At 39.0% G+C, this 14846-nt stretch carries 11 protein-coding genes; 1 reads left to right on the forward strand and 10 read right to left on the reverse strand.

The features are described from left to right. Positions 1-106: 106 nt before the first annotated feature. The 4 genes from lpdA to JNUCC23_RS14175 all read right to left on the reverse strand — a co-directional run bounded on the left by lpdA (position 107) and on the right by JNUCC23_RS14175 (position 6401). The gene (gene lpdA / locus JNUCC23_RS14160) at positions 107-1528 is read right to left on the reverse strand and encodes a dihydrolipoyl dehydrogenase (protein WP_403070242.1); all 1422 of its coding nucleotides are present in this window, start codon (positions 1526-1528) and stop codon (positions 107-109) included. 17 nt (positions 1529-1545) lie between these two features. Then, a complete protein-coding gene (buk, locus tag JNUCC23_RS14165; RefSeq protein WP_454212014.1) occupies positions 1546-2658 on the reverse strand; it encodes a butyrate kinase in 1113 nt (370 codons plus the stop codon). A 324-nt stretch (positions 2659-2982) separates the two neighbouring features. Further along, the gene (gene bcd, locus JNUCC23_RS14170) at positions 2983-4080 is read right to left on the reverse strand and encodes a branched-chain amino acid dehydrogenase (RefSeq protein WP_062178194.1); all 1098 of its coding nucleotides are present in this window, start codon (positions 4078-4080) and stop codon (positions 2983-2985) included. 242 nt (positions 4081-4322) lie between these two features. Further along, positions 4323-6401, reverse strand: coding sequence for a sigma 54-interacting transcriptional regulator (locus JNUCC23_RS14175; RefSeq protein WP_454212016.1), 2079 nt, complete (start codon positions 6399-6401; stop codon positions 4323-4325). A gap of 203 nt (positions 6402-6604) precedes the next feature. Here JNUCC23_RS14175 and JNUCC23_RS14180 point away from each other — a divergent pair, with 203 nt between their 5' ends. Next, complete coding sequence (locus JNUCC23_RS14180; protein WP_028391721.1) at positions 6605-6838, forward strand: DUF2627 domain-containing protein; 234 nt, start codon at positions 6605-6607, stop codon at positions 6836-6838. A 338-nt stretch (positions 6839-7176) separates the two neighbouring features. On the opposite strand, the gene JNUCC23_RS14185 is transcribed toward JNUCC23_RS14180, so the two are convergent. The 6 genes from JNUCC23_RS14185 to JNUCC23_RS14210 form a co-directional block, all read right to left on the reverse strand. Then, complete coding sequence (locus tag JNUCC23_RS14185) at positions 7177-7911, reverse strand: glycerophosphodiester phosphodiesterase (RefSeq protein ID WP_454212018.1); 735 nt, start codon at positions 7909-7911, stop codon at positions 7177-7179. A 735-nt stretch (positions 7912-8646) separates the two neighbouring features. Next, a complete protein-coding gene (gene spo0A / locus JNUCC23_RS14190; protein WP_062178182.1) occupies positions 8647-9435 on the reverse strand; it encodes a sporulation transcription factor Spo0A in 789 nt (262 codons plus the stop codon). Between the two features lie 307 nt (positions 9436-9742). Then, on the reverse strand, positions 9743-11038 hold the full coding sequence (gene spoIVB, locus JNUCC23_RS14195) for a SpoIVB peptidase (protein ID WP_403070227.1): 1296 nt from the start codon (positions 11036-11038) through the stop codon (positions 9743-9745). 582 nt (positions 11039-11620) lie between these two features. Beyond that, the gene (gene recN / locus JNUCC23_RS14200) at positions 11621-13342 is read right to left on the reverse strand and encodes a DNA repair protein RecN (protein ID WP_454212021.1); all 1722 of its coding nucleotides are present in this window, start codon (positions 13340-13342) and stop codon (positions 11621-11623) included. 25 nt (positions 13343-13367) lie between these two features. Beyond that, positions 13368-13817, reverse strand: a complete 450-nt coding sequence (ahrC, locus tag JNUCC23_RS14205) for a transcriptional regulator AhrC/ArgR (RefSeq protein WP_062178174.1) — start codon at positions 13815-13817, stop codon at positions 13368-13370. Positions 13818-14002: 185 nt separating this feature from the next. After that, positions 14003-14842, reverse strand: a complete 840-nt coding sequence (locus tag JNUCC23_RS14210; protein WP_403070220.1) for a TlyA family RNA methyltransferase — start codon at positions 14840-14842, stop codon at positions 14003-14005. Positions 14843-14846: the final 4 nt, after the last annotated feature.

Raw genomic sequence — 14846 nt, forward strand, 5'->3', positions numbered from 1 at the left:
TCACCCATCTCATCCAATTGTTTGGCTTGTAACCTCGTAGGTTTTGGCTACTATAGCTAGACATTAAAACTCATATTTAAAAATTTATTTTATTTCACCAAACTACTTATAAGTGAAGTGCTAAGCCATCTACTGCTAACGCTGCTTCGCCAATTGCCTCTGACAGCGTCGGATGTGGATGAATCGTTTTCGCGACTTCCCAAGGTGTCGCATCAAGTACTCGGGCTAATCCAGCTTCAGTGATCATATCTGTTACATGTGGTCCAATCATATGCACACCAAGAATATCATTCGTTGCTTTGTCTGCAATGATTTTGACAAATCCATCCGATTGTCCGTATACAAGCGCCTTGCCAATTGCTTTAAAAGGAAATTTTCCAACTTTTACTTCGTATCCGTTTTCCTTTGCAAAAGCTTCCGTATAGCCGACACTAGCAGCCTCTGGACTTGAATAGATACACTTGGATACAAGAGAATAGTCAATCGGCGCTGGATCATCTCCCTTGATATGTTCTACCGCTGTTATTCCCTCATGACTAGCTACATGGGCAAGTTGTAAGCCGCCGATACAATCACCAATCGCATAAATATGTGATTCCTTTGTTTGATAATATGAGTTCGTTTTAATGAAGCCTTTTTCCACGATAATTTCTGTATTCTCTATTCCAATCCCAGAAACATTTGCTGTTCTACCTACGGACACTAGGATTTTTTCAGCTGAAAATTCCTTCGTTTCACCATTGATTTCTGCAGAAATGGATGCTGTCTCTGATTTATTTAACGTTTCTGGTAACACTTTTGCTCCTGTAATGATCTTTACACCTTTCTTCTTTAACAGGCGCTGCATTTCTTTAGAAACATCATCATCTTCAGTTGGGATAATTCGATTAGCATATTCAATCACTGTAACATCGGCACCGAAATCGCAAAGCATTGAAGCCCATTCGATTCCAATCACTCCACCGCCTACAATAATAATAGATTGCGGGATTTGTTCGAGTTGAAGTGCTTCATCAGAAGTAAGGACAAATTGCCCGTCGATCTCAAGACCTGGGAGTGTTCTAGGTCTTGAACCGGTCGCGATTATCACGTTTTTGGGAAGTAGCATCTCGTTCTCCGAGCCATCATTCATTTCTACAGAAATCGTTCCTGGTATCGGCGAAAAAATAGAGGGACCTAGAATACGGCCGATTCCTTCATATATATCAATTTTCCCTTGTTTCATTAAATGTTGCACGCCACTGTATAACTGATCGACAATTTTTGTTTTTCGTTCTTGAACTTTCAAGAAATCTAGTTTCACTTCACCAGTCATTATTCCGTATTCTTCACTCTTTTTCGCGACTGTAAATACTTCAGCACTTCGTAATAATGCCTTAGAAGGTATACATCCCTTGTGAAGGCAGGTACCGCCAAGCTTGCCTTTTTCAACAACAGCTGTTTTTAAGCCTAGCTGTGTTGCACGAATTGCTGCGACGTAACCTCCTGTACCGCCTCCTAGGATGACGAGATCATACTCTTTGGCCATAATAGCCCTCCTTCATTTCATCTGTGCACATTAACAGCGTTTAGCTGTTTTCCTAAATACTCCTTCGCTGTCTCTCTGCCATCAAGTACTCTTAATGCACCTTCTGCTAACGCTTGTAATTCATTTTCTCCCGGATGAACAGTCACATCTGCAATCCAGCTGATTTTTTTGGAAATGCCGTTAACAAAACGTCTACTATAGGCAAGACCCCCAGTTAAAACAATACAATCCACTTTTCCGGAAAGCACGGTCGCAGCTGAACCAATTTCCTTTGCTATCTGATAAGCCATGGCTTCATAGACTAGCTCTGCATGCTTATCGCCTTGTTCTATCTTTTTTTCTACGATCATGGCATTATTGGTGCCAAGATACCCGACAAGTCCGCTTTGTCCTACTAATTTCCCCATTACTTCTTCACGGAAATAATCGCCTGAGAAACAAAGTCGCACAAGATCGCCCATTGGTACGGTCCCAGCACGCGCTGGGCTAAAAGGGCCATCACCATCAAGCCCGTTGTTAACATCTATCACTTTGCCATCTTTATGAACACCTATTGTGATTCCACCGCCCATATGGACAACAATGGCATTTAGTTCTTCATAGCTTTTTCCTAATTCAGTAGCAGCTTTTCTTGCTGCCGCTTTCTGATTTAGTGCGTGGAATATACTTTTACGTTCAATCAAAGGTGATCCTGATATTCTCGCAATCGGTTCGAGCTCATCCACTACGACTGGATCGACAATAAAGCTAGGGATATTTAAACCACTGGCTATTGCATAGGCAAGGATACCACCTAAATTAGAGACGTGCTGACCATTATAGCCGTTTCTTAAATCTTCAAGCATCTCTTTATTAACCGTATAGGTGCCACCTTCGATTGGCCGTAATAATCCACCTCTTCCACACACTGCATCTATTTTTGAAAGATTAATTTCTTCTTTGTCTAAGGCAGCAAGTATCATCTGTTTTCTAAAATGATCTTGCTCATTAATTGATTGAAATTCAGCGATTATTTCTTTATCATGCGCAATCGTTCGTTCCATTACAGGCAGATTATTTTCATATACGCCAAATTTCGTCGATGTAACAGCAGGATTAATAACAAGAATTCGATATCTAGATACTTGCAAAATCATGAACCTCCTAAGAAAAGCGCAAATATCTTATTAACCTAAAGGCTAGCATGCGGCAAACAAACTGTATGGAGAGTGCTTTTTTCTCCCCATCAGATTGCTTAGCTCATGGATAGAGTGGTAGGCTGCTTTCACTAGTCACAAAAAATAATTGAAAAAAGTTGTACGTTCTTACATGTTAAAAAAATCAGCTCCGGTCTTTGGTTACAAGCAAACACATTATATTAATTTAAGAGCTGTGGAGAGATGAAGTAGTCATACATCACCTATTTTTTCTTGATCCAAATTGAGATGTATGAACTTCAAGAAACATATCGCAGTTTATTTTCTACGATTTAATATATGCTTCTCATTTTGAAGAAATTGACTTCTAGAATTACTCATTCTCTTAATTCGTTCTTCAGCCATGCGGTCTGCAGCAAGGTAAGTCGGAATATTATCACGTTTTGCGATTTCAATGACCTTCTCGATGGTGTTATAGACGCCTTCTACCTTTTTCATGGCACGCTCGCGATTGTAGCCGTATAATTCGTCAGCAACGTTAATGACTCCACCTGCATTGATCACGTAATCTGGTGCATAAACGATTCCCATTTCGTGAATTTGATCACCATGACGTGGATCTTTCAATTGGTTATTTGCAGATCCAGCAATTACTTTTGCTTTCATTTGTGAAATCGTTTGATCATTGATAACAGCACCAAGCGCACATGGTGCATAAATATCACATTCTACCCCATAAATCTCATCCGGATTGACAGCACGAGCACCAAATTTCTCAACTGCACGCTGTACTGCATCTTTATTAATATCCGTTACGATCAGTTTCGCGCCTTCTTCATGTAAATATTGCAGTAAAGTATAGGCTACATTTCCAACACCCTGTACAGCAACTGTTTTTCCTTCCAATGAATCTGTGCCAAAGGCTTCTTTCGCCGCTGCTTTCATTCCTTGATAAACACCGAAAGCTGTTACTGGCGAAGGATTTCCTGAGGATCCGAACGCTGGTGAAATACCCGTTACAAAATCGGTTTCTTCATGAATCAAGTCCATGTCAGCCACTGTCGTTCCTACATCTTCAGCTGTAATGTAACGACCATTTAATCCTTGAATATAACGACCAAACGCTCTGAACATTTCATCGTTTTTATCTTTCTTTGGATCGCCGATAATAACGGTCTTACCACCGCCGAGGTTTAATCCTGCCGCAGCATTTTTGTAAGTCATTCCTTTAGCAAGTCTCAGTGCATCCTCAATGGCCGCTTCCTCTGACTCATACGTCCACATTCTTGTACCGCCAAGAGCAGGTCCAAGCGTTGTATCGTGAATCGCAATGATTGCTTTCAACCCCGATTGTTTATCCTGACAGAATAAAAGTTGTTCGTAGTCATATTTCTCTAGGTAAGTAAAAATCTCCATGAATATTCCTCCTAAATAAAGTGAAACTTCAATCATTGGGCGTATTACAGCCTGTTAAACCGGGATAACGGAAGCAAGTTTAACATTTCCCACTTCACCGAATCCCGTCCCCAACCACCTTCTTGATTTTCAACACATTAAGTAGATATGCAAGATGCATGCCAATTTTATATGGCCGCTACAATCTGATTTGGATAACGATCTTTTAAAAATAATATGCAAATATTTGCACATCATGAAATTTATTGCGTGTCAACATTTTCAAGTCCATGCTTTTCCATTTTATAATAGAGGTTACGAACCGAAACGCCTAACATTTTTGCCGTATTTGTTTTATTTCCTGAGTTTTTCATTAGAGCTTGTTTAATGATCTGATATTCATAACGATCCATCTGTTCACTAAGGGGCTCATTCTCTGACTGTAAGTGATTTTTTTTTAATGGTGAGTCTTTACAGCCTTGATTATAGGATTCGATAAAATCAGGAATATGATGCTCTTCGATAATTGTTTCATTTAATTTCATAAAGATAATCGTCCGTCCAAGAATGTTTTCTAGCTCTCTTACATTCCCAGGCCAATCGTATTGTTTTAATCGTTCAATCGCGAGATCACTAATCCCTTCAATCATTCGACCATACTCTTGATTGATTTTTTGAATTAAATGGAGAGCTAGCTCTTTCATATCTTCCTTCCGGTTCCTTAAAGGCGAAATACGAATCGGCATCTGGTTCATTCTAAAGTACAAATCCTCGCGAAAGCTACCATCAGAAATTGCTTTTTCCAAATTAATATTCGTCGCTGCAATCACACGGATATTTATTGGGATCGGAGTTGTTCCTCCCACCCTAACAATTTCATTCTCCTGCAGCACTCGTAATAATTTTGCTTGCATATTTCCTTTCAATTCACCAATTTCATCGAGAAAAATACTGCCATTATTCGCTTCTTCAAAATAACCTTTTTTCCCACCGCGTTTAGCTCCAGTAAACGCCCCTTCATCATAGCCAAATAACTCACTTTCAAGAAGCGTTTCTGAAATCGTTGCACAGTTTACTCGAACGAATTTGTTATACTTTCTGTCGCTTGCATTATGTATCGCATGCGCAAACAATTCTTTTCCTGTTCCGGATTCACCACGAAGGAGTACTGTCGCCGGCGTTTTCGCACAAAGCTTTGCCTGTTCAATTGGTAAACTCATTCCCTCTGATTTTCCAATAATATCAGCAAAGGTATATTTTGCTTCCAAGGTTCTGATTATTTGCCTAGCTCGAGTTAATTCAGCCGTTAACTGCTGAATTTCTGTGACATCATGAACGACGCCGACACTTCCTTTCAGACGTCCATCGACAATCACTGGCGCAACATTGACAATCACATCTTTCCGATTAGGGCCCAATCTCATATTAATGCCTCTGACAGGTCTTCTCGTTTGTAAGACTCGCATATGCATGCTGTCTCCTTCATAAATATCCGCAGTTGCAGGTTTACCAATAATTTCTTTTCGGCTTAAGCCAGTAATTCTCGTATATGCGGGATTGATGATCAGCCCCCGCCCTTCCTCATCCACGACGGATATGGCATCATTACTTGACTGGATAATCGCCTCAAGCAATGTCTGCACTTCCTTAAGGTCCGTTATTTGCTCCGCTAAATCAACAGCTTCGGTAATATCCTTGAAAACTGCAAACGCCCCGATTATTTCATTTTGTTCATCAAGCAACGGCATTCGTGTCGTAATGATTTTCAGGCCATTTTCAAGCACTTGTTCTTTATTTACTTCGGTTCGATTCGTCTGAAGAATTTTTGGAAGCCTGCTATTATGGATTACCTCATGGATATGCATACCCATTACGTCTTCCCGTACCTTTTTTGTCATTCGTTCTGCACTACGGTTAAACAACATGATATAACCACGCTTATCAATAACGATCATCCCATCATTTGTCGTATTGAAAATGAGGTCATGCTTATACAATTGTTTTTCAAGCGTTTCGATTAGTAATTTTTTTTCTTGAAAAAGCTCAGATATGAGATATGCGACATTACCAGGAATCAACAAAAAGTCCCCCTGCCCTGCTTTCCTGATCTCTTGAAATACCTGTTCATATCCTGTTGCTTCGATAATCACATCAATCGATTCCATATTTACAGATGCCCAATCAGTAGCGGTTGGAATAGACAGTTTTTTTGCATACACCATCCCTTCTGCATTTTCATTGATATCAACAACAAAAGATACTAAAAACAGCGGACTTTCATGTAGCATTCGCAAAATTGCTGTTCCACACGGTCCTGCCCCAACGACCATTACTTGTTGCATGAATACCACCTCGGCTATATCTGCAATTTCCTTCACAATACACCCATTAATAAACGCAAATTTTTTCAACAATACCCTTATTTTAATGAATTAGTTGTCACTTGACAAATCTAATGCTTCCCTTATCATATAAAATAAGACATCTTATCATGATAAGGCACAATACTTAGTTCCAAATTTCTCAATTTGAGGGGTTTTTATTTATGAAACGAGCTATCGCTTTTCTTATCCTTTTCATACCCGGTGCACTTGCCGCCTACGGAATTAAAATAATGCGAGACATGGTGTTTGGGATCTCTCAATTTCCCTTCCCAGCCCTTTGGGTTCAATTTTTAGTTGGTTTGCTTCTAACCATTGGCGGGATTGGGTTTATCGCAGGATTTGTGCTCCATCGCGACCGAAAGAAAGAAAAGGTACAAACAAGATTTAAAGTATAAAAAAGAGGCTGTCCTAAAAAAAGGGGCTGATCCAACTATAAGCTTACAGTTTATCGTGATATTCACACTTCATTTAAACTGTATACACTAGTTGCTGGTCTGATCCTTTACTTTTTAAGACATCCTCTTTTTTTGTATGAAGGACATGGGGGCGAGGCTTCGCGATTTATTAATCTAGCCAATCTACCTAGCAGGTATACTTATTTTATCGAGAAAGTATCCATAATCCAGCTTCACACCGCCACCGTTGTGATTAGGCGAGCGCATCATGTTACAGGGTGAATTCTTCAGAGTAAATGGTCGCATTTTAACGCCATATTTGTTTTGTTCTTTTTCAATTATTGTGCTTCTATCGTATTTCGTAATTTTACTGCTCGCTCTGGAAAATCAGTTATAAATGCGCTGATGCCCATTTCTAAAAGATGTCTCATTTTATCTTCTTTATTAATCGTATAAGGACGGACTGCTACACCTTCTTTCATTGACGCTGCAATGATTGCATCAGGTGCCGTGTGAATAGAAGGGTGAATCGCTTTCGCCCCAATTGATGTAGCATATATCCATGGCATATATAAGCCATCCCGATAAAGTGGCGCTGTTTCAATCTCTGGGGCAAGTCGGTATGCGTGCACAAGACTATAATGATTAAAAGAAGACAAAATGACCCGATTTTCCATGGAGTACGTCCGCACTAAAGCGATAACTTTCTCTTCAAGACCTAAGTATGGATAAACGCCATTTTTCAATTCAATATTTAAAATCATATTCGTCTCTTGAATCCAAGCAAGCACTTCCTCTAGGTTAGGAATCGTAGCGTCCGCGAACTGCTTCCGAAACTTATATCCCGCCCCTAATAATTGCAGATCTTTCCACAGATAATCTTTCACATTTCCTTTACCTGTCGTTGTGCGGTCCAATAATTCATCGTGAATCACAACCACTTCACCATCTTTGGAAAGTTGTACATCTAACTCAATTCCATCAGCTCCTACTCTGTAAGCCTCGCAAAAGGAAAACATTGTATTCTCTGGGTGCGTTCCGGCGGCTCCCCTATGAGCAAATATTTGAGTCATGCCTAATTCCTCCCAAGTTAAATTCATTTAAAATGCAAGTATTTGTTCCACTTAAGCAAGCCTCTTTTATCTTCTTGTTCAACTGGTTTTATATGTTTCTAACCATCTTTTCTCAACCAGCCAAATTTTCACATTACAGAATATCTATAGTAAAAAACATCATTTACATTGTAAAGGCGACAAGCACATCTTTGCCGTTCACAGTTTTTATTCCCTTAATTAATTCAGACTACATACCTGTTACCACTACAGCTTCATAAAGTGAAACTTCAATCAGTGAGGCTTTTCTTCATTCCCCACCTTACGCTTCTTTGCTTCCTTTAAGCCTTGAGGTGGGGTCTTACTGCCCGTTAAAACGGGATAAAAATATTGATATGCGCTTTTAGCCAGAATCTCGGCGACAAAACGGGGGTATTCACAAAAGGAGACAATCTTCCGTATATCAGCTACGGATGAGGCAAATATGTTATCAGAGACCATTCTTTAATTTTTTCCAACCCATTCCGCAATCGCTTTCTTTTATAAAAGTCATTTTTCGTTGCTTAATCCTTTCACAACCAATTGAATATATGATCTATTCGATTGTATGAAGTTTTTAGAACGAATCGTAACGGTTTACCTAGTACCCATAAAAAAAAGCAGCTTCGCCCATATCGGATAAACCCGATAACTCGAAAGTGCCTATAATTATCAGGATTACTTCTTAAGGGCAAGAATATCTAAATTCTAACCCTCTCAAGAAGCCTTATGTTCTAACCGCAATTTATCCGCTACCATGGCGATGAATTCCGAATTTGTTGGTTTTGCTTTGGACATGGAAACTGTATAGCCAAATAAGGAAGAAATGGATTCAATATTGCCCCGACTCCAAGCAACTTCAATGGCGTGACGAATTGCGCGTTCCACCCTACTTGCCGTTGTATTGTATTTCTTAGCAATATCCGGATATAGAACTTTTGTGATAGACCCTAGTAACTCAATATCATTATAGACCATTGAAATCGCTTCCCTTAAATACATATAACCTTTAATATGAGCAGGAACACCAATTTCGTGGATAATACTGGTGATGTTAGCATCAAGATTTCTTGGTTTGGATTCAACTGGGCGATATCCTAGTTGTGAAGATTTATTCGTCATTTGATTACTTTTTCCACTTACCTGGCGAATATGCCCTCCTAAGTTTTCCATATCAAATGGTTTGAGGATGAAATAGGCAGCTCCAAGATCAACCGCTTTCTTTGTTACGTCTTCTTGACCAAAAGCAGTTAACATAATGACATTCGGCATAGAACCACGTTTCATTTCCCTTAATTTTTCCAAAACCGCCAGGCCATCTAAATGCGGCATGATAATATCTAATATAAGTATATCAGGTTCGATATTTTCTAGAAGATTTAAACAGTCCTGTCCGTTATAAGATATACCAATTACTTCCATATCCTCCTGAGATGAAATATATTCATCCAATAAGGACACCAGTTCTTTATTATCATCCACAATACATACCTTAATTTTCTTCACTATTGAATTCCTCCTCAACTACAATTGGTCATTTTTTCTATTATTTCTAAAAACATTGTAATTGAAATTTTCGACATAGGAAACTAAATTCCTTTTAATTTTATAAAATTTATAAAAAATCAATATTTTTCTCATAAATTCACTTGTTTTCGACCGTGTTCGCTAAACAATATAGGCTTTGTCGAATATTCTTTATTTCTTATTTTATTCTACCATAATAAAGGAATAAAACGGATTGATATGCACAAAATATTTGACAATCCTTTTTGTGAACAGGAAAAGGAGCCCAGACTGGAGGCTCCTTTGTTCAACTTGCTTTCTCTTTGGGACCAGATTTTTCATATATATCAATGCCGGCCTCGTTTAGCATCCATTCAATATGAACACCATACCCACTCGTTGGATCATTGACGAAAACATGGGTCACAGCACCAACTAATTTTCCATTTTGAATAATAGGGCTACCACTCATTCCTTGAACAATCCCGCCAGTTTTCTCTAGTAACTTTTTATCAGTTACCTTTAAAACAATCCCTTTAATAGCTGGGAATTTTTGTGGTATCGTACTAACAATTTCAACATCAAATTCCTCTACTGTTGAACCTTCTAATACGGTTAATATCTTTGCTGGCCCTTCTTTTACTTCATGGGATAAAGTAATTGGCAGAGGTTGATCTGCAATCCCATTTCCGACTTCTTTTTTCATTTGTCCAAAAATTCCAAATGGACTATTTCTGTTAATATTACCGATTACTTCTTTATTTGACGAGAATCGAGCTAATTTTTCACCCGGATCTCCGTTGCTTCCTTTTTCAATGGATGTTACAGTTGATTGAACTATTTGTCCGTCTTTTACAACAATTGGTTTTTTCGTATCCATATCTGAAATTACATGGCCGAGTGCCCCATATTTTTTTGTTTCAGGATGATAAAATGTCATCGTGCCAATTCCAGCGGCTGAGTCGCGAATATAAAGTCCAAGCTTGTACGTGCCTTCATTTTCATCTTTTAATGGTAAAAGGGTTGTCTTAAAGCTTTCTTTCTCACGTGATATCACAAGTTGAAGGGGTTCACCTTTTTCACCTGCTTGTTGTACATAAGGGGTTACATCAGACATTTTTTTGATTGTCTGGCCATTTATTTGGGTAATAATATCACCTATCATGACATGTGCTGCTTCACCAGGTGATTTCTTGCCTTCACCTGTTTCCACTAGATGGTGTCCAACTACTAATACTCCGAGCGTATTTAATTTCACACCAATTGACTGTCCTCCAGGAATCACCTTGAAATCCTTTAATACATGAACATCCACTTTCTTGACTGGGAATCCAGCAACATTCAGAAGCAGTTCGCTCGTTCCAGGTTTATCTGCGTCAAGTGTCAGCAAACCCGATTCATCTTGAACAGTTATCCCTTCTTCATTTGAATGAGTTGTCGCATGAACAGCCAAATTATTACGGATGCTATATTGTTCACCTTCGAAAAGGACAATTTTTTTAGGAATTGAAAAATACTCGCGAAATGGTTGATACAATCCTAATGTCAATAGCGAAACAAGGAGAATTCCACCGATAATTCTTTTGATCCATTGTTTGTACAATCTTTTTCACTCCCCTCGCTTTTGCTTCAAATCCTAAATGGCTACACCTTTAATGTAGCCCTCACAGCAAGCATTTATAACTCTGGGCAAAAATAAAAGCTATCCGTTTTTGGATAGCTTTTCAATGAAAAATATTGTGAAATTACGAATAAAGTGAAACTTCCATTATCGGTGACTTTTCGCTAATGGTTAGTCCCGTTCTAGTGGCGCTAAATCGCAAACTACCGCTTCGATAAAGCGACACTACGAATTAAGGTTCAATGAATCACAGACTAAGTACGCCGCGTCCCCATGTCTTCGTCTGTGTGACTCACACCCTGCGGCTCAACTATCCCTTTGAGAAAACCACAAAGGTAAGTTTCACTGTATTTCACCAATCTGGGTTTACTTCAAAAAGCGAGGCAACTACCCAGCCCCGACAAGCATAAGATGGAATACGGCGTGGTGCAGTTTGCCACAGAGTATTACAACTTATGACCTCAGACGGGCTAGGAGCCGCAACTAGATTAGGCTGTTTGTCACCACCTATTCTTACACAATAATTGAGGTGGGGATATTACGGCCTGTTAAACCGGGATAAGACTATACCCCAGCAATCTGTTTAATTTTCTCCGTCTGTTGTAAAAGTTCTTCAGCATGTTGTTTGGTTAAATCGGTAATCTCAACACCAGAAATCATTCGACCAATTTCCTTTACCTTGTCGGGATACTTTAATGGATGAACAGATGTATTCGTCCTGCCTGCCTTAATATTTTTTGCTATATAAAGGTGCGTATCTGCCATTGCAGCGACTTGTGGTAAGTGAGAAATACAAAGTACTTGTGAATCAATGGCCACTTTATAGATTTTTTCAGCAATGGATTGGGCTACTCTACCACTGACCCCTGTGTCCACTTCATCAAAAATAATCGATGTAATCCCTTGATGCTTGGAAAAAATACTTTTTAACGCAAGCATAATACGCGATAATTCTCCGCCTGAAGCAATTTTAGACAATGGCTTTAGTGGTTCTCCAGGATTCGTGCTAATATAAAACTCCATCTCATCCAATCCGTTACGTCCAATTGTAGAGGAGTCCCCTTCACTAAACGAAAAAGCTGTGTGATGGAAATGAGCTTCAAATACCGTTTTTTGCATATGAAGTTCTTTTAATTCCTGTTGTATTTTCTTTGTCAGTTGTCTGGCATATTTTTCACGTAGTTCACTTACGTTTTTGGCTTCTAATAACAAATCAGCCTTTACTGATTTTATTTGTGACTCAAGCTTAGTGATATGGGTTTCACGATTCAAAAGTGTTTCAATTTCTTCTTCAATTGCGGCACCGTATACAACAATCTCTTCAATCGTGCCCCCATATTTCCGTTTCAGCTGATTAATTTCATTCAAGCGACTTTCAATAAAATCTAGACGTTCTGAGTCATATTCAAGAGCATCAAGCTGTTCACGAATAGAAGAAATTGCATCTTCAAGAACGTAATAACTATTCGAGACTGGCTCTGTAATGGTTTTAACCGTCTCATCAAGATCTGCGGCCTCTTCAAGGTTATTCATCGCAACAGATAGCCAATCAAGCCCTCTTTGCTCCCCCGATAATGCTAAATAGCTGGTTTGCAGGGCCTCATGAATTTTTTCAAAGTTATTGATTTTCTTTCTTTCTTCAGACAGCTCTTCATCCTCATTTAACTTTAAATTCGCTCGCTGAATTTCATCAAATTGAAATTGAATTAAATCCAAACGATGAACCATTTGTTGTTCGTTTTGGCTTAATTTCTGTAGTTGTTTCATCGCATGATCATATTCTTTATAGAGCTTTTGGTATTCCCCTAGTGCCTTGGCAATTCTTTCTCCGCCAAATTGATCGAGCAGTTGCAGATGAAGACGTTCATCCATCAGTTCTTGATGTTCATGCTGGCCATGAATATCGATCAGCGTTCTACCAATTTCACGTAGCAGTGCTATCGTCACAAGTTTGCCATTTACCCTGCAGACACTTTTACCATTTGTTGACATATCTCGGCGCAGCACGATCATTCCATCGCTAATCTCGATCCCTAATTCCGAAGCTTTTTGATAAACCGGATGGAGTTCGTCGTCAATTTGAAATAACCCTTCAATTTCCGCTTTTTTTTCCCCATGTCTAATAAACTCTGCAGATCCTCTACCGCCAACTAACAGGTGAATCGCATCGATAATGATCGATTTACCAGCACCCGTTTCTCCTGTTAAAACAGTCAAGCCCTTCTCTAACGAAACTGAAAGGGCTTCAATAATTGCAAAGTTTCTTATTGAAAGTTCTGTTAACAAACTCTCATCACCTCTTTTGTCTTCATTAGAGCATGTCTAAAAATCGATTAGAAATTTCCTCAGTATCTTCTGGAGTACGGCAAATGATTAAGCATGTATCGTCGCCACAAATCGTCCCTAATATTTCTTCCCAATCTAAATGATCAATTAAGGCACCTATTGCCTGAGCATTACCTGGCAAGGTTTTTAATACGAGAAAATGGCTCGCCGAATCAATCTTGACAAATGCATCTATCAGCATTCGTTTTAATTTCTGAAGCGGATTAAAGCGCTGGTCTGCAGGTAGACTGTATTTGTATCTACCATCCATTAGCGGTACTTTCACGAGATGCAGTTCCTTAATATCTCTTGAAATCGTCGCTTGCGTGATAGAAAAGCCAGCATTTTTCAACGCATCCACTAAATCATCTTGCGTTTCTATATCATTATTCGTGATGATATCTCGAATCCTTATATGTCGTTGACCTTTGTTCATCTATTTAAAGCACCTCTAAGTTAGCAGTCCAATTCACTTGGACGGCGAATATTTATTATATAAATAATGTTAGCGGATTTAGTTGAATTTGTACAATTTTTTCTTGTATTCGAAAGCATTTATTTGAATAAGTATCTGTAAAAAAAGCTCCGTCAACAGTTTTACTGCATCAGGAGCTCTCCTACTCATTCATCAGTTTTCGTTTGTTTTAATTCTTGATGAGCATTTTGAACAATTTCTTCAACCGACTGCTTCAAGAAATTCTCACCTTGATCTTTTTCACCTTGCCACTTAAGATGCAAAAGGAATTCGATATTCCCTTCGCCACCTTTAATCGGAGAAAAAGAAGCGTCATTAATATCATATCCCTCACCTTGAGCGAAATGAATAATTTTATCCATAACCTCACGATGAATTTTTACATCACGAACAATTCCTTTTTTACCTACTTGATCCTTGCCTGCCTCAAATTGAGGCTTAACAAGAGCGACAACATCACTATTAGCCACCAATAATGTTTTCAAGACAGGTAAGATCAATGTAAGCGAGATAAATGAAACATCAATGCTCGCAAAATTAGGCATTTCCCCATCAAGGTCAGCAGGTGTGACGTAGCGGAAATTTGTTCTTTCCATTACCTTCACTCTCTCATCTTGCCTTAGCTTCCAGGCGAGCTGATTGTAACCCACATCAAGTGCGTAAGACATTTGCGCTCCATTTTGTAGGGCACAGTCAGTGAATCCTCCTGTTGAAGCTCCAATATCAAGCAGTACTTTTCCTTCAACAGATAAATCAAACTGTTTCAACGCTTTCTCTAGCTTTAGCCCACCTCTGGATACATAAGGCATGACCTTCCCTTTGATAGTAAGTACTAAATCAGTTGAAACCTTTTCACCCGGTTTCTCTAATCTTTCCTCATTTCCATAAACAAGGCCCGCCATAATCATTCGTTTTGCTTTTTCCCGAGTCTCTGCCAGCCCAGATTCAACAAGTAAAATATCAAGTCTTTCTTTTTTCAGTTTCATTCAT

This window comes from Peribacillus sp. JNUCC 23 (assembly GCF_053653995.1).

What these genes read in the sequence shown, in the direction of transcription:
- ahrC (WP_062178174.1), bottom strand. Translation starts at nt 13,817, where the DNA reads ATGAACAAAGGTCAACGACATATAAGGATTCGAGATATCATCACGAAT.
- lpdA (WP_403070242.1), bottom strand. Translation starts at nt 1,528, where the DNA reads ATGGCCAAAGAGTATGATCTCGTCATCCTAGGAGGCGGTACAGGAGGT.
- JNUCC23_RS14185 (WP_454212018.1), bottom strand. Translation starts at nt 7,911, where the DNA reads ATGACTCAAATATTTGCTCATAGGGGAGCCGCCGGAACGCACCCAGAG.
- JNUCC23_RS14210 (WP_403070220.1), bottom strand. Translation starts at nt 14,842, where the DNA reads ATGAAACTGAAAAAAGAAAGACTTGATATTTTACTTGTTGAATCTGGG.
- bcd (WP_062178194.1), bottom strand. Translation starts at nt 4,080, where the DNA reads ATGGAGATTTTTACTTACCTAGAGAAATATGACTACGAACAACTTTTA.
- JNUCC23_RS14180 (WP_028391721.1), top strand. Translation starts at nt 6,605, where the DNA reads ATGAAACGAGCTATCGCTTTTCTTATCCTTTTCATACCCGGTGCACTT.
- JNUCC23_RS14175 (WP_454212016.1), bottom strand. Translation starts at nt 6,401, where the DNA reads ATGCAACAAGTAATGGTCGTTGGGGCAGGACCGTGTGGAACAGCAATT.